This is a genomic window from Allobosea sp. BK604 (assembly GCF_004341515.1).
Classification (GTDB): Bacteria; Pseudomonadota; Alphaproteobacteria; order Rhizobiales; family Beijerinckiaceae; genus Allobosea.
Window position 1 is genome coordinate 226,162 of the sequence record NZ_SLZF01000007.1, and the last position, 21,989, is coordinate 248,150.

Consider the following 21,989-nt stretch of genomic DNA (forward strand, 5'->3'; position numbering starts at 1 on the left):
ATTCGTGGCTCGGAATGGCAGGCAGTCGCGTCATGTTTCCCCTCTTTACGGAGAGGCTAGGTTGGCTTCTTATTTGATGTCAAGCTTCATATATGAAACAAGACGACATGGCCGATCTCCCGGACAGCGACAACGGCGACAAGGCCTCCTACGCCGCTCCGGCCCTGGAGAAGGGTCTCGACATCCTCGAATTGCTGGCCGAGGTCGGCGAGCCCTTGTCGACGCGGACGATCGCCGAGCGCCTGCAGCGCTCGAAGAGCGAGATCTTCCGCATGGTCTTCGTGCTGCAGCAGCGCGGCTATCTCGTGCGCGAGGCCGGCACCGACCGGCTCGCGCTCTCGCGCCGCCTGTTCGATCTCGGCATCAGGTCGCCGAGCGGGCGCCAGCTCACCTCGGTCGTACTGCCGCTGATGGAGCGTTTCAGCGAGGAGAGCGGGCAGGCGGCCCATCTCGTCGTGCTCAGCCGGGCGCAGACCGTGGTGCTCGCCACCACCTCCGGCCATCTCGACGCGACCGTGACTGTGCGGCCGGGCTATGGCCGCCCGGCGCTCGAGGCCAATTCCGGCCGGCTCATCCTCGCCTTCCAGCCCGAGGCGCGCCGCCGCTCGCTGATGCGGGACGATCCGGCCGAGCAGGCGAGGCTCGATAGGCCCGAGATCAAGGAGGCGCTGGCCCTGATCGTCACGCAGGGGCACCAGATCGCGCCGAGCCGCGACATTCTCGCTGTCACCGACATCGCCTGCCCGGTTATCGGGCCCGCAGGCCAGGCGCAGGCTGCGATCCTCGTGCCCTGCCTGCAGCGCCACGGCGTCACGACCGACGAGAAGGCGATCCTGACGGCACTCAAGGCCTGCTGCCACGAGGCAGGCCTGCGCCTCGCCTATAGCTAGGCCGTCGACTCACCAACCCAGCCGCAGCTGAACCCGGCACGCTCGGCCCACTTGCGTGCGGCCCGTTTGCGCGCTAAATACTGAACCATATGGTTCAGTATTTGACAGCCCGTCTCGACGCCTCGTTCGCCGCGCTCTCGGACGCCACAAGGCGCGGCGTCCTGGAGCAGCTCGGGCGTGCGGACGCTTCGATCACCGAGCTTGCCGAGACATTCCACATGACCCTCACGGGCATGAAGAAGCATGTCGGCGTCCTCGAGCAGGCGGGGCTCGTCACCACCAGGAAGGTCGGGCGCGTGCGGACCTGCAAGCTGCGTCCGGGCGGGCTGGAGGAGGAGGCGGCCTGGATCGAGGGATATCGCCAGCTCTGGGCCTCACGGTTCGACGAGTTGGACACAATCGTCAAGGAACTGAAACAGAAGGAAGAGGTCGATGGACGCAAAGGGAATGAGTGAGCCCACCTCCGGGAAGAGTCCTACGACGGTCGAGCGGGCGTCCGAGCGTGAACTGGTCGTCACGCGGACCTTCAACGGCCCCGCGCGCATCGTGTTCGAGGCCTGGACCAGGCCCGAACTGCTCCAGCGCTGGTGGGCGCCGAAGTCGTTCGGGATATCCTTCATCTCCTGCGAGGCCGATGTCCGCACGGGCGGCACCTACCGTTTCGTATTCGGCCATCCGGCCTCGGAGCAGCCCATGGCGTTCTTCGGCCGCTACATCGAAGTCATACCGCATTCCCGCCTTGTCTGGACGAATGAGGAAGGCGGTGACGGAGGGGCGGTGACCACGGTGACCTTTGAGGAGCGGGCCGGACAGACCGTCGTCACCTTGCACGATCTCTATCCGTCGAAGGAGGCTCTCGACGCCGCCATCGCCTCCGGAAGCACGAGCGGGTTCAGCGAGACCTTCGAGCAGCTGGACGAGCTTCTCGCGACCCTAGGCTGAAGCGTGGGGCGGTCATGAGGTCGATCTCATGGCCGGTTCCTTGCGCTGCCCCGCCGCTTCGCCTCACGCCGCGATTCACGGTGCGGAAATGATGGTGTCGGCGATTAGCTCAAGTGGGCAGCGTTGCTCTTAAGCTGAGAGGGCGACTGGCCGTAGCGCTTGCGGAACGAGCGGTTGAAATAGGAGAGGTCGCCGAAGCCGACCTCATAGGCGATGCCGGAAATCGTCAGCCCGGACTCGTCCGACGCGATCAGCTTGTACCAGGCCCGTTCGAGCCGGCGTTCCAGCACATATTCCGAGAAGGTGCGCGCCTCGCTTTCGAACAGCTTCTGGATCGAGCGCGCGCTGACGCCATAAAGGCTGGCGATCGTCTCGATGCTGAGATCGCGCCGCTCCAGCCGCGTCTCGATATCGGCCTTGACCGCCCCGAGCCGCGCCGCGCGCCGGTCGAGCGGATTGGCCGGCTGGGCCGGGCTGCGGTCGCGCAGCATCGCGCCGATCAGATCGTGGATATGGGCGATGGCGAGCCCCTGCAATTCGGCCGAGTTCAGCGGCAGCAGGCCGCGCAGCAGCAGTGCGCCGTAATTGGCCAGCGCCTGCAGCGCGCGGTTGCCGCGCGCGACCGGCTGCATCAGCCGGGCTTCCAGGGGCGTGATGAAGCCTTGCAGCCGCTCCGTCTCGAGCTGGATCAGGTCGAGCCGGCCGACCTGGAGCAAGGTGAAGCGCAGCTCGCTCCGGGCTTCGGCGATCAGCGCCTCGCGCGCCCGCAGGATGGTGCGGCGGCCGTCATGCTCGATGATCACCCGCCCGTCGGCCGGCCGCAGCAGCAGATAGCGCGAGACCTGGCCGAGCGCGGCGTCCGGCCAGCGCCAGTGGCCCGCCGGGTGGAAGCAGGACATCAGGCCGAGCTCCGGCCGCGTCGTCAGGACGCTGCTGGCGCCGAAGGGCAGGATCGCCCCGGCCGCCATGGTCTCGCGCGCCGCCGAGCGTCCGAGGAAGCGGTGCGACAGGGCCTGCGCTTCCTGGCGGCTGAGGCTGTCGGAGATGCGCCAGAGCGGCGCCAGCGCTTCATCATCCTCTTCGGCAAGGCCGGGCCGTGTCGCGTCCGCCACATCCATCGTCGTCGTTGCTTTGCTTCGCTGCAGTCCAAGGACGAGTTCGCGCCCGTCCAAGATTAAGCCTCTATCGCGACGATACAAGAATTCACTGGAGGGCGCTACGAAGCATTACTAGACTCCGTATCAGGAATGGGATTGCTAATTTAAAACAATTCCAAACAAGACTGAATACATTCGAGTGAAAGTAATTCTTTGCTGCGGAGACCGCCGCTTTATTTGACTGGCCGCTTACATGGCCTCGCAGGTTCGAGATCGATGCGCAGCACCTTTGCTTTTTCCTCCAGCCTTCTGGCCCTGGTCGTCTCCTCCGCCGCGCTGGCGCAAGCCCAGCCGCAGGCGCCGATCGAGCTCGACGAGATCACCGTGACCGCCGCGCGTGCCGATCGCGCCATCGCCGACGTGCCGCAATCGGTCCAGGTGCTGAACCGAGAGCAGATCGAGGACCAGCTCAAGCAGAGCTCGAGCGCCGCGGCCGCGCTGGCCAAGCTCGTTCCGGGCTATTCGATGCCGACCCAGACGGTCTCCAGCGCCTCGGAGAATTATCGCGGCCGCGACCTGCTGGTCCTGCTCGACGGCGTGCCGATGAACACGCCGTTGCGTGACGTCTCGCGCATCCTCGCGCTGATCGACCTCAACAGCGTCGAGCGCATCGAGGTCGTCGCCGGCGCCTCCAGCCTCTATGGCGCCGGCGCCACCGGCGGCACGGTCAATTTCATCACCAAGAAGGCGACCGACGGCAAGCCGACGGTCTCGGTCAACACGGCGATCCGCGGCTTCACCGAAAGCCTCGGCCGCTCGCTCGCGCCGGAGGCCTCGGTCACGGTATCCGGCAAGGTGCCGAATGGCTTCGACTACATGATCACCGGCACGGGCAAGGGGGCGGGTCGCACCTATGACGGCGCCGGGCGGGAGTTGCCGTCGGACGGCCTGCTCGGCCAGGGCGGCGGCGACCGCTATCGCCAGGGCAATTTTTTCGCCAAGCTCGGCTATGATTTCGACGCCTCGAAGCGGATCGAGGGCTCGGTCAACTGGCTCTATTTCAACCAGGATCCGAAATATCTCACCAATTACACCCCGCCCTTCGCCCGGCCCGACCGGACGGCGCCCTATACCGGCGACAGCGTGCTGGAGGACACCAAGTCCTTCTCGCTTCGCTACAGCGACAGTGATTTCGCGCTCGGCAAGCTCAGCGTGCTCGGCTTCTACAACGACATCGAGAAGCGCTTCAATTTCTCGACCTTCTCCTACCCCTATAATTCCCAGGTCTACTACTCGTTCAACCCGGCCTCGCCGACGAGCCCGGCCAACCAGACCACGCTTTATTCCCAGCGCGGCGGCGTCAACGTCACCGTCGACACGCCGCTCGACCGGCTCCTGCCCGGCGCGAAATTCACCTGGGGCGGCGACTACATCAAGGAAAAGACCTGGCAGACCCTGACCAACGGTCAGGACGTCTTCACGCCGCTGCAGCAGGATACGCTCGCCGGCTTCGGCCAGCTCCAGATCCCGATCGGCGAGCGCGTCGTCGTCCGCGGCGGCCTGCGTTACGAGCATTTCGCGCTCTCGGTCAGCAATTATACCCGCCCGGCCGCCTATGCCGCGGTCGCCGCCCGCACGCCGCTCGGCTACCAGGCCTTCGTCCTGCCGGCGCTCAACGTCATCGGCGGCGATTTCGACTATTCGGCCCTGACCGGCAATCTTGGCGCGACCGTCAAGCTGACCGAGACGAGCGAGCTCTTCGGCGGTTTCTCGCAGGGCTTTGCGCTGCCGGATGTCGGCGCCTTCACCCGCCGTGCCGGCATCTCGACCGCCTATGCCTGCCCGGTTGCGACGCCGAACTGCCTGCCCACGAGCCGCAGCACCGTGAGCTACGCCTCGATCGCGCCTGAAGCGCAGATCGTCAACAATTACGAGATCGGCATCCGCGGCAGCTATGACCGCTTCAAGGGCTCGCTCTCCGGCTATATCAGCACCTCCGACGAGGGTGTGACCTTCGACCAGATCACCAACACGCTCTCGCAGCAGAAGGAGCGCATCTGGGGCGTCGAGGCGACCGGCGACTATGCCGCGACCGATAATTTCACCCTTGGCACCGTGCTTTCGTTCCGTGAAGGCCGCTACGACACCAATGGCGACGGTAGGCTCGACAGCAGCCTGCCCAATAACCGCATCGGCTCGCCCTGGCGCGGCATGCTCTACGGCAGCTACAAGTTCGTGAACGGCATGCAGCTGCGCGTCGAGGGCGAGGCCTTCTCCGACCGCAATGTCGCGATCGACCTGAACGGCACGCGCTACAGGCTAAAGGGCGCCGCGACGATGAATGTCGCGCTGACCGCGCCGGTCTGGGCGGGCGAGGCCTATCTCGCGGTCAACAACCTGTTCGACCGCACCTACCAGAACCCGACCGGCACCTCGGTGCGCAACCTCGCCAATTATGCCTGGGGCCGCACCATCACCCTCGGCTTCCGCAAAACGTTCTGAACCATGGTCAGCCTCGAAACCGGCGCCGATTCGGTCGTCACCCTGCGTTACCTGCCGCCCTATGAGGCGGAGGACGAGCGCGCCTATCTCGATGCGCTCGCCGAGATCGGCCGGCGCGACGAGCCCTTCCTGCTGCTCACCATCTTCGGCGGCGGCGGCAAGCTCTCACGCGAGGGCGAGCGCGAGCAGGCGCTCTGGTTCAAGGCGACCCGGGCGCATTTCGGCCGGCTCTGCGGCGCCTGTGCCATCGTGCGGCCGGGCGCCAACGAGCAGATGGCCGAGACCTTCCGCAAGCTCTGGCCCTTCCCGATCAGCCTCGAGCTGGACGAGGCGGCGGGCCGCGCCTTCCTGCTCCGGCACAAGGCGAAAGCGGCATGAGCGCGACCGGTATCGCCATGGCCGGATCGGCTTCGACAAGGGCCCGCTACCGGCTCTTCGCCGTGCTCGGCGGGCTTTATCTGGCGCAGGCGATCCCGTCCTATCTCTTCGTCGCCGCGCTGCCGCCGATCATGCGCGAGCTCGGCGTCTCCCGCACCGCCATCGGCTATATGAGCATCCTGCTGCTGCCGCTGGTCATCAAGTTCTTCTGGGCGCCCTGGGTCGACCGCATCCGCCCCTTCGCCCGGGCTCACCGCGCCGGCTGGGTCCTGATCACGCAGACCGGCGTGATCCTCTGCATCCTCGGCCTGCTCGCCATCACCCCCACCAATGTGACCGGCATCATCGCGATCGGCTTCATCGCCTCCTTGCTGATCTCGACGCAGGACATCGCCACCGACGGCTATGCCGCGAAATACCTGCCGGAGTCCGACCGGCCGATCGGCAACGCCATCCAGGGCGGCTCGATCGCCTTCGGCGTCGTCATCGGCGGCACGCTCGGGCTGGTGCTCTACCATCACATCGGCTGGACCGGCATGCTCCTCACCATCGCCGCGATCTCGCTGCTGCCGCTGATCGCCGCGGCGGTGATGCGCGAGGACGATCCGGTGCCGGATGTTGCCGCCAGGCGCCCCTCGATCCGCGCTTTCCTGAAGCGCCCTGAAGCACGGCAGATCCTCTGGATCGCGCTGATCTACCGGGCGAGCGAAGGCCTGGTGAAGGCGATGGAAGGGTCCTACCTGGTCGATGCCGGCGTGCCGCTGACCCAGATCGGCTATCTCTCCGGCATCTCGGCGACGACGGCTGGCCTGGGTGGCTCCGTGTTGGCGGCCTGGCTGCTGAAGAGGCGCGGTCTTGGCTTCGTGCTCGCGCTGCTCGGCAGCCTGCGCACGCTCTGCTTCCTGCTTTTCGCCTGCCACGCCTTCGGCGCGGTGGTCGGCGCCTGGCCGCTCTTTGGCGCCGCCGGCTTCCAGACGCTGATTCGCTATATGGAGATCGTCGCGCTCTATTCGCTGTTCATGGCGGTGACGAGCTCTGACCAGCCCGGCACGGATTTCACCATTCTCGCCTGCGCCCAGCTGCTGGTCTATCTCGCGGGCTCGATGCTGGCCGGGAAGCTCGCCGATACGCTCGGCTATGGCGTCCTGTTCTCGCTCGCGACCGCGATTTCGGCGCTGGCGGTCCTCGTCACGCTGCGCCTGATCGCCAGGACCGGGGCCGCGCGGCACGCGCCTGCCTGATAGCGGCCCGTCCCCACAGACCTTCCGGCCCCTGTCGTAACGGAACGATATGTCGCAGGGGGAAGAACTGCCGTCCGCGCCATTGCAACATAACAGTTAAAAACCGCTGCTAAGCCAGCTTTCCATGCGTCATGTGCTGCTGGTGACGCATCCGGGCCGAAGCACGTCGAAACACGTCGCCATTCACCCGAAACTCCGCACAGCGTCTGGAGCATGATGCCGAAAAGTGGGAACCGGTTTTCGGGCGACATCATGCTCCAAATTGTTGGTGAGAGACGGATTCAGACATGACATGAAACCGCCCCGTCGCGGCTTCTTTCCATGTCATCCGGCTCTGGTGTTTTGGAGCCGAGAGTGGGCGGTTCGGTCGAATCCCGGCGCGAGCAGGGCGAGCAGTCGCTGCTTTGGGCGGGCGGGCTTGCCTTCGCGGCTTTGCTCTGCCTGGTGGCTGCAGCCGGGCTCTTGCTCTCGCAGCGTGGCCGCATCGAGCGCGCGAGCTTCATCGAGCCGCTCTCGCATGAACGGCTCGAGACGGGCTTCGCGCTCTATCGCCAGCATTGTGCCTCCTGCCACGGCGCCTTCCTCGGCGGCGCGCCGGGCTGGCAGGCCGATGCCCAACGCGCGCCGGCGCTCAACGAAACCGGCCATGCCTTCAATCACAGCGATGTCGATCTCTATCAGCGGGTTGCGGCCGGCTCGCGCGCGCCGGGAGGCCGTATCAGCATGCCGGCCTTTCGCGGTGCGCTGTCGGATGAGGAGATCGTGACCGTGCTCTCCTATATCGCCGCCTGGTGGCCCGAGCAGGAGCGGCTGCGACGCCTCGATCCCAACTGGGTCTTCCCCGCGACCTGCTCTCCGGGCGAGGCGGGTGCCGCCGCTGCGGCAGGTCGAAGCTGATGCTGCTTGCCGCATCGAGACGCCGCGTCGATTTCGCGGCTCTGCCTGCCGCGCCTGCAAGCCTGTTCGGACCGCCGCGCGGCATCGGGCGCGGGTTGCTCGGCGCCCTGGTCCTGCTGCCTGCGCTCGGTGGCCGGGCCGAGGCGCATGTGAAATGGTTTGCGGCTTATAATGTCGCGGCCAGCCCGCTGCCGCTGCCGGAAGTCTTCTCGGGCGCGTTCCTGATCGTGCTTGCGCTGTCCGCCCTCTTCATCCTGACGGTCTATATTTGCGACCGCACGATCGAGGCGTTCCTGCCCGAGGAGATCATCGAGAACCTCTTCGTGGCGGTGAAGCCGCTCTCCTCCGACATCCTCAGGATCTGCCTCGGCGCTTTCTTCCTCTGTCTCTGGGTGCTCGGCGGCATCATCCTGACCCCGGAGCTGAAGACCGATATCGAGGCGATCTCCTGGTTTCAGCTGGTCCTGGCGCTGTCGACACTGTCCTGGCGGACAGTTTGGATAGCCGGCTTAGGTATTTTCGTCCTTTACGCAATCGCGATCGCGGATTATGGCGTTTTCCACCTGATGGACTATCCGCTCTTCCTCGGGATTGCGGCCTATCTCATCATCGAGTCGCTGAAGATCGAGCGGCTCCAACCTTACGCGTTGTCGATCCTTTACGTCGCCATGGCTCAGACACTACTCTGGGCTTCCGTCGAGAAATGGGCCTTTGGGGCGTGGACCATGCCGTTGCTCGCGCAACATGAGCGCATCACTCTCGGCATCGACCATCGCGTCTATATGATATTAGCCGGCTTTGTAGAGTTCGTCGCATCCTTCCTGCTCTTGTACGGACGCACCAGTCAAAGGCTGGTCGCTGCGATGCTTCTGGTGATTTTCCTCGCCGCCATCATCGATTTCGGCAAGATCGACGCAGTTGGGCATAGCATGATCATCGCCTCGCTGGCGGTCATGGTCATGAACGGCAATACGATCGTCAATCGTGTCCTCCAGAACCATATTCCGTCTTTCATGATCGGCGGCGCGGAAGCGGTCGTGACCTATCTCGGTTACCTGCTGCTGTTCTTCACGATGTACTACGGCCTGCACGGCTTCATTTACGGCAGCTGGGGCTGAAGGCGGGGGATCGACGGCCGATGGATCAGCAGCTCAACGGTGCGGGACAGGGCAGGGGCCGCGGCGCGGCCCGGCGCCGGCATGTCTCCATGCTGGCCGGGGCGCTGCTGGTCTCGCTCGTCGCCGGCTGCTCGACCTTGGAGGACATTGTCGAGGATTCGCAGCCCGAGGTCGCGCAGGCGAGCCTGGCGCTGACCCCCGAGGCGCAGGAGCAGAGGGCGCGCGCCCTGGCGCGCCGTCCGAGCACGGCTGCCCTGCGCGCCGCCTATCGCCGTCCCGCTGCCCTGCCATCCGATGCGCATGCTTCCGAGGCGATCGTCAGCCTCGGCGACAAGCTCTTCCGCTCCCGCGAGCTGTCGCGCCAGCGCAGCATTTCCTGCATGAGCTGCCACGAGCCGCGCGCCGCCTGGTCGGATCTGCGCGCCAAGCCTGTCGCCGATAACGGCGTGCCGATGCCGCGCCGTTCGCAGACCCTCTACGACATGGCCTGGCAGAGCAGCTTCCTCTGGGACGGGCGGCAGGACTCGCTCGAGAGCATGGTCAACGGGCCGATCGCCTCGCCAGACATCATGGGCCTGCCGCTCGACGCCATGGTCGCGCGCCTGCAGGGCCTGCCCGAATACGTCGCGGATTTCCAGAAGGCCTATCCGGATTACGGCATCACGCCGGAAACCGTGTCGCATGCGCTCTCCGCCTTCATGCGCACGCTGCGTTCGCCCGCCACCCGCTTCGACCGCTGGGTGAACGGCGACGACAAGGCGCTCAGCCCCGCCGAGCTGCGCGGCTTCCAGCTCTTCAACGGCAAGGCCAATTGCTTCGCCTGCCATTCCGGCTGGCGCTTCACCGACGAGGGTTTTCGCGATATCGGCCTGCCCGCGACGAGCGATCGCGGCCGCGGCAAGATCAAGCCGCAGATCGAGAGCCTCGCCTTCGCCTTCAAGACGCCGACGCTGCGCGGCGTCGCCGACCGGCCGCCCTATATGCATGACGGCTCGGTGCGCAGCCTGGAGGCGGTGGTCGAGCATTATGATCGCGGCGGCGTCCGGCGCCCGAGCCTGTCGCCCGACATGTTCCCGCTCGGCCTGACCGCGCAGGAGAAGAGCGACCTCGTCGCCTTCATGCGCACGCTTTCGCCCGGCCCGCGCGACGCCAGGACGGCGAGCACGGCCGGCACGGCAACCACGGAGGAGGCGCAACAGCCATGACCAGAACCGGAGTTTTCGTTGCGGCCCTGCTCGCCGCCGGCACCATTGCCCTCTCGCCCGCGCTGGCAAAGGAATTCACCGTCACGCAGAAGGGCCAGCAATTCACGCCGCGCACGCTCACCCTCAAGGTCGGCGACGAGATCGTCTTCATCAACGACGATACCGGCACCCATAACGTCTTCTCGGAAAGCCCCGGCAACGCCTTCGACCTGAAGGCCCAGCGTCCGGGCTCGAAGACCAACGTCACCTTCTCCGCGGCCGGCCAGGTCGATGTCCGCTGCGCCATCCATCCGACGATGCGCCTCTCGGTCACCGTCGAATAGGCCGCGGCGCACAGCAAATCATCAGCTTACCCGGTGAGCGCGCATGTCCATGCGTGCAACTGTCATATTCGTGCGGTCCTGTGCCCGGCTGGATACGTGCCACGAGGATCATCGGTGAAAATGACGGTCAAGCGTAAACTCTACGGCCTGGTCGCGCTCGGGATCTTCATCGCGGCGCTCGTCGCCTCGGTCGCGGTCTATGGCGTCGCCTCGATGTCGCGCGCCAGCCATTCGATTTTCGACAATGCGCTCCTCGTCAACAAGAACGTCTCGACGCTGGTCGTGCTCTTCGAGCAGAGCCGCTCGCTGGTGCGCAGCGTCTCTTCCGATTCCAACACGCAGGCGGTCGAGAAGGCCTTCGCCGCCTTCGACGCGATCGACCAGAAGCTGGCCGACACCTCGATCGACGTCTTCCGCTCGATCACGAACGAGGGCGTCCGCGAGGTCGTGACCTCCTTCATCGCCAGTCTGGACCGTTCGCGCCAGGTCTCGCAGGATATTTTCAAGGCCTGGCTCCAGGGCGACAAGGCCAGCGCCGCGATCCTCAGCAATGTCGACGAGACCCGTAACGAGGCGGCGATGCGCGAGTCACTGGCGACGCTGACCGCCTTCGTCGACCGCCTGGCTGCGGACGATCTCGCCGCGCTCGAACGGACGCAGCGCGTCACCATCATGGTCGCGGTCGCGGTCGCGGCGGTGATGCCCTTCCTGATCTATCTCGCGTTCCTGGTCGCAAGGCAGATCGCGCTGCCGATCGCCTCGCTGACCTTCGCGGCGCGTGATGTCGAGCGCCGCAAGTTCGAGCCGGTCTCGATCGAGCATGTCGCGGTCCAGCGCAACGAGCTCGGCTCGCTCGCCCGCGTCTTCCAGAAGATGGCAGTCGACGTGCAGCGCCGGCAGGAAGAGCTCGAGGCCGAGGTCGAGGCGCGCACGCATGATCTTGCCGCCAAGAACGAGCTTCTCGAGAAGTCGCAGCATCGCATGGAGACCGAGCTCGACATCGCCCGCTCGCTCCAGGGCGCGATGCTGCCACAGCGCATGCCGAAGCATCCGAGCTATTCCGGCCGTGCCATCATGCGCCCGGCTCGCGAGCTCGGCGGCGATTTCTACGACTTCTTCATCATCGGCGAGGACGAGATCGGCCTCGTCATCGCCGACGTCTCCGGCAAGGGCGTGCCGGCCGCCTTCTTCATGGCGATCTCGCGCACGGTGCTGCAGGCGAGCGCCCGCGAGCGCCGCTCCGCCGGCGAATGCCTGGCCGAGACCAACAGCATCCTGTGCGAGCAGAACCCGCTGGAGATGTTCGTCACCGTCTTCTACGGCATCCTCAACCTGCGCACCGGCGTGCTGCAATACGCCAATGGCGGCCACAACCCGCCGGTCGTGGTCAAGGATGATGGCGAGGTCACCCAGCTGCCGCAGACCGGCGGCATGGCGATGGGCATCATGGCCGGCCTGACCTACCAGGAAGGCAGCGTCACGCTTTCGGCCGGCGACACGCTCTTCCTCTATACCGACGGCATCTCCGAGGCGATGGATGGCGAGGGCCATGAATTCACGGTCGATCGGCTGCTCGCCTCGCTCTCTGAGAGCCATCGCCAGTCGCTCGATATCGTCGTCTCCAACGTCACCGACGCGGTCAGCGATTTCGTCGGCGATGCGCCCCAGCATGACGACATGACCTATCTCGTCGTGCGCTATAAGGGCCCGCCCGTGGCGCCGATGGCGGTCGCTGCCGGCCGCGACGGCGCCGAACTCGCCCAGCCGGTCTGACCCTAGCAAATCGAACGGCTATTCATGCCGCGGCCGTAAAGCGGCCGGGGTGTCGTAAAGTCATATAACAGTCATCGAAGCTTCAAGAACGAGCGTCATCACTGTCCGGCGCGGCCGAGCTTGCGCGTCTTGCGGCCGCTGTGGGCGTCGATGTCAGAAACCGAAACTCCCTTCGATCAACGCATCCTGATCGGAGCGGCGGCTGTGTCCGAGGGCGCACCTGCCGGCGCCGACCCGCGTGGTGGTCCCGAGTTCGAGGAGCTCGAGACCGAGCTGCGGCGGATGGAGACCGACGGCCCGGCTGCGGTGAACTGGCGCCGCGTCATCGACAATTCCAGCGCGATCATCGGCGCACGCGGCAAGGATCTGCTGATCGGCGTCTGGCTCGCCTATGCGCTGACCCGCGAGGAGCGTTATCACGGGCTCGCCACCGGCCTCGGCGTGATCAGGGGCATGGTCGCCGAGCATTGGGACGGCATGCAGCCGCCGGTGGCGCGTGAGCGCGCCCGCGTCGGCGCGCTCGAATGGCTGGTTGGCCGCGTCACGCCCTTGCTCGAGGGCGAGGTCGCCGAGAGCGACTGGCCGGCCGTCCTCTATGCCTATGACCAGCTGGGCGAAATCGACACGCTGACCAGCGAGAAGCTGAAGAAGGAGCAGGTCGCCTATGGCGACCTCCTGCGTGCGCTCCGCCCGCATCGTGATACCGCCCGCCGCGGCATGGAAGAGGCCGCGCAGAAGCTGGCGCAGGCCGAGGCCGAAGCCAAGGCACGCGAGGAACAGGCGGCGCAGCAGGATGCCGCTCCCGCAGAGCCGGCAGCGCCCGCACCGGCGGCAGCGCCCTCGGCCGCGCCCGCTGCGGCCTCCACGCCTCTTGCCCAACCGGCCGCGGCGCCCGCTTCAGCCAGTTTCGACCTGTCATCGCTCGATCAGTTGCCGGACACGCTGCGCAATCTCGCAGCCGCCATGATCGCGCGCAGCACGGCCGATCCCGGCGCCTATCTGTTGGCGCGAGTCGCCTCCTGGTGGCGCATCCGCCAGCTGCCGCTGAACGAGGGCGGTCGCACGGCGGCCATGCCGCCGGTCGACGAGTTCGCCGCAGTCACCACGATGCGCGGCGCCGGCCAGAACGCCGAGGCTCTGCGTGCCCTGAACGATCTGGTCTGGACGGCGCCGTTCTGGCTCGAAGGTCATCGCCTCACGGCCGAGATCCTCGGCTCGCTCGGGCCGGACCATGCGGCCGCGCAGGCGACCGTGGCCGGCGCGATGCCGCTCCTGCTCGCGCGCTTCCCCGAATTGCTCGATCTCACCTTCGGCGACGGCCGGCCCTTCGCCGATCCGGCGACGCGCAGCTGGATCGAGGAGACCGGCGGCGCCGGCGGCGGCGGTTCGGGCGGCCCGTCCGATGGGGTCGATCGCGCCATCAGCGAGGCGCGCGCGCTCGTCGCCAATGGCAAGGCGCCCGATGCGCTCGAACTCCTTGCCGGCCTGACGCGCGGCGAGATCGGCGGGCGCGCCCGCCTGGTCCGCCAGGTCGCCCAGGCCCGCTTCTGCCTCGATGTCGGGCTGATCGGCGCGGCCCTGCCGCTGCTCGACCATCTCGAGGCGATGCTGAAGACACATGATCTCGAATCCTGGGAGCCCGCGCTCGCGGTTCAGGTCGCGGAGCTCCGCTTCCGTGCCCTGACCCATTCCGACGCGACGCGGCTGATGCTCGAGGAGCGTCGCAGGACTGCTCTGGAGGAGACGCGCCTGCGCCTCGTCCGGCTCGATCTCGCGACGGCCGCGAAACTGTTCCGCTGATCCACCATTGAAGCTGGGGAGATAGTCATGTCGAAGGAAGTCTCGGTGGCTCCGAAAGAGCGCGTCAACATCAAGTTCAAGCCCGCCACGGGCAACGCCAAGGAAGAGGTCGAGCTCCCGCTCAAGCTGATGATGGTCGGCGACTTCACCGGCCGTCCCGATGACCGCACGGTCGAGGAGCGCTCGCTGGTCGACATCAACAAGGACAATTTCGACGATGTCCTCAAGGGCCATGAGCTCAAGCTCGACCTCGCCGTCACCAACAAGCTCGAGGACGGCGCCGATGCGCCGGACGTGAAGGCCAATCTCTCCTTCGGCAAGCTCAAGGATTTCGAGCCGGAGCAGGTCGCCCGCCAGGTGCCGGAGCTGCGCAAGCTGCTCGAACTGCGCGAGGCGCTGGTCGCCATGAAAGGCCCGCTCGGCAACGTTCCCGCCTTCCGCAAGGCGATCCAGAACGTGCTCGACGACGAAGGCGCCCGCGAGCGCCTGCTCAAGGAACTGACCGGCCCGGCGCCGGACAAGACGCCCTGATCTGCTGACCAACAGGACATCGCCATGAACAACCCGCAACTCCAGTCTGAGGGCGCTACGCTCGTCCAGACCGAGGACTCGATCCTCGACCAGATCCTCGGCGAGACCAAGCTGCAGCCGAGCGACGAGGGCTATGACGTCGCCCGCCGTGGCGTCGCCGCCTTCATCGCCGAGCTGATGCAGCCGTCGCGCAAGGACGAGAAGATCAACAATGCGGTCATCGACCAGATGATCGCGACGATCGACCAGAAGATGTCGGCCCAGCTCGACGTCATCCTGCACGACGAGACGTTCCAGAAGCTGGAATCGGCCTGGCGCGGCCTGAAATTCGTCGTCGACCGCACCGATTTCCGCCAGAACATCCGCCTCGAGATGCTCAACGTCTCGAAGGACGAGCTCCTGGCCGATTTCGAGGACAGCCCGGAAGTCGTCAAGTCCGGCCTCTACAAGCACATCTACTCGGCCGAGTTCGGCCAGTTCGGCGGCAAGCCCTACGGCGCGGTCATCGCCAATTACGAGATGTCGGCCGGCGCCCAGGACGTCAAGCTGATGCAGTTCATGTCGAGCGTCGGCGCGATCTCGCATGCGCCGGTCATCGCCTCGGCGGGCCCGCAGATGTTCGGCGTCGAGAAATACGAGGACATCGCCAACCTCAAGGATCTCGAGTCGATCTTCGAGGGGCCGAAATACGCCAAGTGGAACGCCTTCCGCGAGACGGAAGATGCGCGCTATCTCGGCCTGACCGTGCCGCGCTTCCTGCTGCGCCTGCCCTACGGCCCGGAAACCGTTCCGGTGAAGTCGTTCAACTACCAGGAGACCACGGCCGGCGACACGGACCGCTATCTCTGGGGCAACGCCGCCTATACCTTCGCGACCCGTCTCACCGATTCCTTCGCGCAGTATCGCTGGTGCCCGAACATCATCGGCCCGCAATCGGGCGGTGCGGTCGAGAACCTGCCGGTCCATACCTTCGAGTCGATGGGCCAGACCCAGTCGAAGGTGCCGACCGAGGTGCTCGTCACCGACCGTCGCGAATACGAGCTGGCGGAGCAGGGCTTCATCGCGCTGACCATGCGCAAGGGCTCGGACAACGCCGCCTTCTTCTCGGCCAACTCGGTCCAGAAGCCGAAGAACTTCGGCAACACCGCCGACGGCAAGCAGGCTGAGCTGAACTACAAGCTCGGCACGCAGCTGCCTTACATGATGATGATCAACCGCCTGGCGCACTACATCAAGGTGCTGCAGCGCGAGAATATCGGTTCCTGGAAGAGCCGCGAGGAACTCCAGGACGAGCTCTCCAAGTGGATCAGCCAGTATGTCGCCGACCAGGAGAACCCCTCTGCCGAGGTGCGCTCCCGCCGGCCGCTGCGCAAGGCCGAGATCCGCGTCGAGGATGTCGAGGGCGAGCCGGGCTGGTATCGCGTTGGCATGTCGGTCGTCCCGCACTTCAAGTACATGGGCGCCGACTTCACGCTCTCGCTCAAGGGCAAGCTCGACAAGCAGTGAGACCGGCGCCGCGGCGCGTGACATGCGCGCCGCGGCATTCCGGCTGAATCTTAGGCCCGCCGTCGCGGCGGGCCCGCTCCCGTCATGGGCGAGATCATGTTTTCGAAGAGCCTGTTCGACCGCCTTGAGACCGCCACGGAGGGGATGCCGTCCCCAAGCGGTAGCATCGACCGCTGGGAGCTTGCCGACAGCGTTCTCGCCAGCGTGCGGCGCATCCTCAACGCGCGCCAGGGCTGCTGCGAGACCCGCACCGATTTCGGAATGCCCGATCTCAACGACATCTCGAACGAGGCCTCCGAGACGGTTCCGGCGATCGCGCGGGCGGTGAAGTACCAGCTCGAGACCTTCGAGCCGCGCCTGTCGCAGGTCCAGGTCCGGGCGCTGGCCGAGACCGATCGGCCGGGCGACTTCGCCTTCACCGTCAGCGCCACGCTCAAGGTCGGCGAGGATGGCGAGGCGATGAAGTTCGATACCGTGCTCGGCAGCGACCGGCAGATGCGGCTGCGGACCTGAAGGCACCTGGACGATGTCGCTCAACGCCTATTACGAAGACGAACTCTCCTATTTGCGCGAGCTCGGCCAGGAATTCTCGCTGGCCAATCCCAAGCTCGCCGGCTTCCTCTCGCGCGAGGCCAATGACCCGGATGTCGAGCGTCTGCTGGAGGGCTTCGCCTTCCTCGTCGCGCGCCTGCGCCAGAAGCTCGAAGACGAGATGCCGGAGCTGGTCCATGGCCTGATCCGGCTGCTCTGGCCGCATTATCTTCGTCCGCTGCCGCCGATGAGCGTCGTCGCCTTCGACGCCGCGGCGAGCGCCGGCCAGACCACGATCCGCGTCGCGCCCGGCACCACGCTGGCCGCGCGCCCGGTCGATGGCGTCAGCTGCCGGTTCAGGACCTGCTATCCGGTCGATGTCCTGCCCTTCGCCATCGCCAAGGTCGAAACCGAGAACCGGCCGACCACGGCGCGGCTCTCGCTGACTCTGCAGGCGGTCGGGCGCGGCACCTTGCACGCACTCGATGGCGGCCGTGTCCGCCTGTTCTTCAACACCGAGCGCGAGCCGCAGATCGGCCGCACGCTGCTGCTCTGGCTGCAACGCTCGCTCAGGAGCATCACCGCGACCGTCGAGAGCGGCGAGAGCCTGACCTTGCCGGCCAATTCGGTGCGCGCCGTCGGCTTCGAGGATGACGAGGGCGTGCTGCCCTATCCGGCCAACGCCTTCATCGGCTTCCGCCATATCCAGGAATATCTCGCCTTCCCGGCCAAATTCCTCTTCGTCGATATCGAGAACCTCGCCGGGCTCGCCCAGTTCACCGGCCGCCAGGTCACGCTGAACTTCGAGTTCTCACGGCCCTTCCCCGACCAGATCCGCATTGCCGACGGCCATGTCCGGCTGAACTGCACGCCGGTCGTCAACCTCTTCGGCCATGATGCGCATCCCCTGCGCATCGACCGCTCCCGCAGCGAGTATCGCATCGCACCCGGCGGCCATCAGGGCGCCGCGATCTACAGCGTCGACAAGGTTGTCGGCTATGTGCAGGGCAGGGCGGAGCGCATCGAATACGAGCCCTTCGAGGCCTTCCGCCACGATATTCCCGGCCAGGCCGATCAGAAGCTGTTCTATCGCGAGCGCCTGCGCCCGGCGACGGTCGGGCGCGGCGTCGACCACTACATCTCCTTCGTCTCGCGCGCCGACAAGACGGTCAATCCGCCGGCCGAGATCATCTCGGTCGCGTTGACCTGCACCAACGGCGCGCTGGCCGAGCGCCTCGCCATCGGCGCCATCGACCAGCCGACCTCCGAGACGCCGGCGACGGTGACCTTCGCCAACATCATGTCGGTGAGCGCGCAGGTGCCGCCGCCGATCGGCGAGAACCTGCTCTGGCGGCTGGTCTCGAACCTGTCGCGCAATTTCGGCTCGCTGGTCGATGTCGGCGCGCTCAGGACCATCGTCGCCAGCTACGATTTCCGCGCCGTGCACGATGCCCAGGCCCGCCGGCGGCTCGAATTGCTGCTGGAAGGGCTGGAGAGCTTCGAATCGCATGTCGAGGACGGGCTCGTCCGCGGCATGCCGGTGCGGGTGCGCCGCATCACCCTGAGCGCAGCCGAGAGCAAGGTCGGCGGCGAGCCGGAGCTCTTCCTGCTCGGCTCGGTGCTTGAGCGCTTCTTCTCCGTCTATGCCAGCATCAACAGCCTGCATCGCTTCGCGATCAGGGGCTCGGAAAGCAAGGTCGACTATCTATGGCCGCTGAGAACGGGGACGACGAGCGCGATCTGAGCGGGGTCGAACCGCTCGACGCGGCCGCGATCCAGTTCTTCGAACTCTGCGTGCGTCTGGAAGAGATGTACCCGCAGGCCGGCGGCATCGGCGGCACCGCTGCGCCCGGGCAGGAGACGGTGCGCTTCCGCGCCAATGCGACGCTCGGCTTCCCACCCGAGGAGGTCTCCGCCGTCCAGCTGCCGGCAGCCCCTGGCGGGCGGGTCGAGGTCGTCGCCAACCTGCTCGGCCTGCATGGCCCGTCCTCGCCCATGCCGCCATCCTATACGGAGCGCATGATCTTCGCCGAGGATGGCGGCGCGCTTCGCGATTTCTCCGATTTCTTCAACCATCGCCTGCTGGCGCTGCTGTTCCGGGTCTGGAAGCATTACCGCCATCATCACCGCTATGTGCCCGGCGCCACCGACCCGATCTCGGGCTCGGTCGCGGCCCTGTTCGGCATGCACGGAACCAAGGCCGACCATGAGCTGCCGGCGCGCACCTTGCTCCTGCCCTATGCCGGCATTCTCGCGCTCTACAGCCATTCGGCGCCGATCGTCGCCGGCGTCGTCCGCCATTATTTCGGCATTCCCTGCACGATCGAGGAATTCGTGCCGCGCGAGATCACGATCCCGCCGGAGGACCGCTTCATGCTCGGCGGCGAGAATGGCGAGCTCGGCATCGGCACCGTCGCCGGCGAGACCATGCGCGACGTCATGGGCAAGTTCCGCATCCGGCTCGGCCCGCTGACCGCGGCGCAATGCAACGAGCTGCTGCCGGATGGCGACGCCTTCCGCACCTTGCAGGATCTGATTCGGTTGTCGATCCGCGAGCCCTATACCTGGGATCACGCCTACGTCCTGGCGAAGGGCGAAGCGGCCCCGGCCAGGCTCGGCGAATCCCGCCTCGGCTGGTCCGGCTGGCTCGACCCGGATTCGACGCAGGATATTGAATTTGTCGTATAAGCTGACCTACCGTCACATCACTGTCTTTCAACTGTCCCAAACACCTCCAGGGCGGCGGATTTTGACGCGGTGACGCGAACGAACCCGCATGCTCCGAGCGCTGTGAAGCGCGGCGAACCCCGGTTCGCCGCGGATGGCGCGTCGGGGCGAAGGCAGCGGGCAGTGATCCGGATCGCGAGGTTCGGGGAGCGCGTCGGCGATATCGTGAGGGGGGCGGAATGAGACTGTTGCTGACCGTGCTCAGCGCACAACGCAGCAACCTCGGAGAGCGCTCCACCCACGCCTTCGACATGGGCGGCGGCATCATCGGCCGCAATTCCGGCTGCGAGTGGAGCCTGCCCGATGCCAGCAACACGCTGTCTTCGCGGCACGCGACGATTTCGCATAACGGCCATGGCTTCGTCGTGACCGATACCAGCACGAACGGCGTCTATCTCAACAGCGTCGATACGCCGATCGGGCGTGGTCAGTCGGCGCCGCTCTCGAACGGCGATACGCTCTATATTTCCGACTACATCATCTCTGTGGCGTTGCTGAGGGACCAGCCGCAGCAGGCTTCGCCGCTGCATATGGCGCCGCCTGCACCGGCGCCGTTCCTGTCTGCCTCTCCGCTGCCGGGCACGGTGTCGCCGACATTCTCGGCCCTGCCGACCTCGATCGGCACCATGCCGGCCGCGGCCCCATCGCGGCCGTCCGTGGACCGGATCGGCCTTTCGATGGAGGACCTCCTCGGGCCCGCCCCGACGCCAGCCACCCAGTCGCCCGCTGCCACGGTCGCCCTGCCGTCCTTCCCGGCCGCGCCTGCCGCTCCGCCGGTTCAACTGCCGCCGCTCGCTCCCGCGGCTGTCGCGCCGCCATCGCCGCCCCCGGCTGCGGTCATCCCGGACGATTTCGATTTCAGCGACCTGATGCCCGGGGGAGTTCCGGCTACGGCGCCCCTGGCGCCACCGCCTCCGCCGCCGGCGGCCGCCACGCTGACGAGCCTCAACGCGCCGCGGCCCGTGCCGCAGGCTCCGCCCGGCCCTCCGGCGGCGATCCCAGCCAATTTCTCCCTGATGGGGGAGGTGGCCGCCCCGGCACCTGTCGCGACGGCGCCGGAGCCGACCGGCTTCGCGCTGCCGAATCTGCCGCCGCAGCCCGCGCCGCCATTTCCCGCGTCGCCCCCTGTGGCCATGCCCGCACCGGTACCTGCTCCAGAGGCCGCGCTTGCTCCGGCGCTCGATCCGCTCGCGATGCTGCGCCATCGCGCCATCGCGCGCGCGGCTTCGATCGACCTGTCGCGGCCGAATGGCGAGGCCGCGCCGCGCATGCCGGAGCCCGCTCCGGCAGCAGCGCCCCGTCCTGCGATCGGCGCGGTCGCCATGCCCGGCGGCATGGCTGCCGATGCGGGCTCGGATGCAGAGGTGTTCTGGCAGGCACTCGGCCTCGATGCCGACGCCATCCCCGCCGCCTCGCGCCAGGACATGCTGGCCGAACTCGGCCGCGCCATGCGCGAGACGGCCTCAGGACTCGTCGCCATCCTCTCGGCGCGCAAATCGCTGAAGGACGAGTTCCGCATCGACCAGACCAGGCTGGCGGCGCTGGAGAACAATCCGTTCAAGTTCTTCCGTAGCGGCGACGACGCGCTGCGCCGCGTCATCGTCGAGGGCAAGCCCGGCTATCTGCCGCTCGATCGCGCGGTCAAGCAGGGCTTTTCCGACATCCAGGCGCACGAGGTCGCGACCGTCGTCGCGATGCAGAGCGCCTTGCGCAAGCTCCTCGCCCGCATGGCGCCTGTCGCGATCGAGAGCGGCACCGAGCCCGGTCTGCTCGGCCGCCGGCCCGACAAGGGCAAGCTCTGGGACCGCTATGTCGAGGCGCATGGCGGCCTCTCCAGCGATCTCGACCGGACGACGCGTGAGATGCTGGCCGAGGAATTCGCTCGTGCCTATGCCGAGCAGACAAAAGGCGATGCGGCGGAGACCGGACGATGATGCAACGCCCTGGCCTTCTGCCCATGCCGACGCGACGCCTCTTCTGCCGAAACATCCTGATCCTGCCGGGCCTTGCTGCACTCGGCGGCTGCGGCGGCGCCGCCAGCGTCAAGACCAACTCTCTGGAATTCACCATCCAGGCTGATCAGGAGATCAACCTCAACGAGAACAACGAGCCCTCCCCGATCGTGATCAGGGTCTACGAGCTCAAGACCAAGACGGCCTTCGAGCAGGCGAGCTTCTTCGAGCTGCTCGACAGCGACACGACCAAACTCGGCGCCGAACTCGTGGCCAAGCGCGAATTCGAGGTCAAGCCGGGCGACAAGAGCACTTTCACCCGCGATTCTCCGACGGATGCCAAGCATATCGGCGTCATCGCCGGCTTCCGTCAGATCGAAGCGGCGACCTGGCGCTCGGTCGTGGACATCGTCCAGGACCGCAACAACAGCTTTGTAATATCAGTGACAGCACTCGCAGTGAAAATCGAACTCGCGGGCGCCACGCGCTCGGTCCCCGGCCTGTTCTGACCCTTGGGGCAGGGCGGGCAGGGCACAGCATTGAAGCAGACGATGAGCATGGACAGGCGCGAGGGTT

At 66.5% G+C, this 21,989-nt stretch carries 20 protein-coding genes; 19 read left to right on the forward strand and 1 reads right to left on the reverse strand.

What is annotated here, in order from left to right; translation table 11 throughout:
• Positions 1-107: 107 nt before the first annotated feature.
• From EV560_RS22245 to EV560_RS22255, 3 genes are all read left to right on the forward strand, one after another.
• Complete coding sequence (locus tag EV560_RS22245; RefSeq protein ID WP_165923578.1) at positions 108-890, forward strand: IclR family transcriptional regulator; 783 nt, start codon at positions 108-110, stop codon at positions 888-890.
• A gap of 89 nt (positions 891-979) precedes the next feature.
• A complete protein-coding gene (locus EV560_RS22250; protein WP_131858007.1) occupies positions 980-1,345 on the forward strand; it encodes an ArsR/SmtB family transcription factor in 366 nt (121 codons plus the stop codon).
• On the forward strand, positions 1,323-1,832 hold the full coding sequence (locus EV560_RS22255) for an SRPBCC family protein (protein ID WP_131858008.1): 510 nt from the start codon (positions 1,323-1,325) through the stop codon (positions 1,830-1,832). The genes EV560_RS22250 and EV560_RS22255 overlap by 23 nt, the downstream gene beginning before the upstream one ends.
• Positions 1,833-1,936: 104 nt before the next feature.
• Here the strand turns inward: EV560_RS22255 and EV560_RS22260 are convergent, their stop codons facing one another.
• On the reverse strand, positions 1,937-2,950 hold the full coding sequence (locus EV560_RS22260) for a helix-turn-helix transcriptional regulator (RefSeq protein ID WP_131858009.1): 1,014 nt from the start codon (positions 2,948-2,950) through the stop codon (positions 1,937-1,939).
• Between the two features lie 255 nt (positions 2,951-3,205).
• On the opposite strand from EV560_RS22260, the gene EV560_RS22265 reads away from it, so the two are divergent.
• The 16 genes from EV560_RS22265 (at position 3,206) to tssJ (ending at position 21,922) form a co-directional block, all read left to right on the forward strand.
• The gene (locus tag EV560_RS22265; protein WP_131858010.1) at positions 3,206-5,431 is read left to right on the forward strand and encodes a TonB-dependent receptor; all 2,226 of its coding nucleotides are present in this window, start codon (positions 3,206-3,208) and stop codon (positions 5,429-5,431) included.
• A gap of 3 nt (positions 5,432-5,434) precedes the next feature.
• Positions 5,435-5,809: a hypothetical protein gene (locus EV560_RS22270; protein ID WP_131858011.1), complete on the forward strand. Its 375-nt coding sequence runs from the start codon at positions 5,435-5,437 to the stop codon at positions 5,807-5,809.
• Positions 5,806-7,050: an MFS transporter gene (locus EV560_RS22275; protein ID WP_131858012.1), complete on the forward strand. Its 1,245-nt coding sequence runs from the start codon at positions 5,806-5,808 to the stop codon at positions 7,048-7,050. The genes EV560_RS22270 and EV560_RS22275 overlap by 4 nt, the downstream gene beginning before the upstream one ends.
• A 354-nt stretch (positions 7,051-7,404) precedes the next feature.
• Complete coding sequence (locus tag EV560_RS22280) at positions 7,405-7,947, forward strand: c-type cytochrome (protein ID WP_165923579.1); 543 nt, start codon at positions 7,405-7,407, stop codon at positions 7,945-7,947.
• Positions 7,947-9,065 (forward strand): hypothetical protein, encoded by a 1,119-nt coding sequence (locus tag EV560_RS22285; protein WP_131858014.1) that lies wholly within the window; start codon positions 7,947-7,949, stop codon positions 9,063-9,065. Before EV560_RS22280 ends, EV560_RS22285 begins: the two co-directional genes overlap by 1 nt.
• Positions 9,066-9,085: 20 nt before the next feature.
• Complete coding sequence (locus tag EV560_RS22290) at positions 9,086-10,270, forward strand: cytochrome-c peroxidase (protein ID WP_131858015.1); 1,185 nt, start codon at positions 9,086-9,088, stop codon at positions 10,268-10,270.
• Entirely contained in the window at positions 10,267-10,593 is a 327-nt protein-coding gene (locus EV560_RS22295; RefSeq protein WP_131858016.1) for a cupredoxin domain-containing protein, read from the forward strand. The genes EV560_RS22290 and EV560_RS22295 overlap by 4 nt, the downstream gene beginning before the upstream one ends.
• Before the next feature lie 120 nt (positions 10,594-10,713).
• Positions 10,714-12,366 (forward strand): SpoIIE family protein phosphatase, encoded by a 1,653-nt coding sequence (locus EV560_RS22300; RefSeq protein ID WP_131858017.1) that lies wholly within the window; start codon positions 10,714-10,716, stop codon positions 12,364-12,366.
• A 150-nt stretch (positions 12,367-12,516) separates the two neighbouring features.
• Positions 12,517-14,166 carry a type VI secretion system protein TssA gene (gene tssA, locus EV560_RS22305; RefSeq protein WP_131858018.1) on the forward strand — a complete coding sequence of 550 codons (1,650 nt, stop codon included), beginning with the start codon at positions 12,517-12,519 and terminating at the stop codon, positions 14,164-14,166.
• 27 nt (positions 14,167-14,193) lie between these two features.
• Positions 14,194-14,697, forward strand: a complete 504-nt coding sequence (gene tssB, locus EV560_RS22310; protein WP_131858019.1) for a type VI secretion system contractile sheath small subunit — start codon at positions 14,194-14,196, stop codon at positions 14,695-14,697.
• Positions 14,698-14,721: 24 nt separating this feature from the next.
• Entirely contained in the window at positions 14,722-16,203 is a 1,482-nt protein-coding gene (gene tssC, locus EV560_RS22315; protein WP_131858020.1) for a type VI secretion system contractile sheath large subunit, read from the forward strand.
• Positions 16,204-16,299: 96 nt separating this feature from the next.
• Positions 16,300-16,716: a type VI secretion system baseplate subunit TssE gene (tssE, locus tag EV560_RS22320; RefSeq protein WP_165923580.1), complete on the forward strand. Its 417-nt coding sequence runs from the start codon at positions 16,300-16,302 to the stop codon at positions 16,714-16,716.
• 13 nt (positions 16,717-16,729) lie between these two features.
• Positions 16,730-18,478, forward strand: coding sequence for a type VI secretion system baseplate subunit TssF (tssF, locus tag EV560_RS22325; protein ID WP_131858022.1), 1,749 nt, complete (start codon positions 16,730-16,732; stop codon positions 18,476-18,478).
• Positions 18,442-19,422 carry a type VI secretion system baseplate subunit TssG gene (gene tssG, locus EV560_RS22330; protein WP_131858023.1) on the forward strand — a complete coding sequence of 327 codons (981 nt, stop codon included), beginning with the start codon at positions 18,442-18,444 and terminating at the stop codon, positions 19,420-19,422. Before tssF ends, tssG begins: the two co-directional genes overlap by 37 nt.
• Positions 19,423-19,640: 218 nt before the next feature.
• A complete protein-coding gene (tagH, locus tag EV560_RS22335) occupies positions 19,641-21,395 on the forward strand; it encodes a type VI secretion system-associated FHA domain protein TagH (RefSeq protein ID WP_131858024.1) in 1,755 nt (584 codons plus the stop codon).
• A complete protein-coding gene (tssJ, locus tag EV560_RS22340) occupies positions 21,392-21,922 on the forward strand; it encodes a type VI secretion system lipoprotein TssJ (RefSeq protein WP_131858025.1) in 531 nt (176 codons plus the stop codon). Before tagH ends, tssJ begins: the two co-directional genes overlap by 4 nt.
• Positions 21,923-21,989 lie beyond the last annotated feature (67 nt).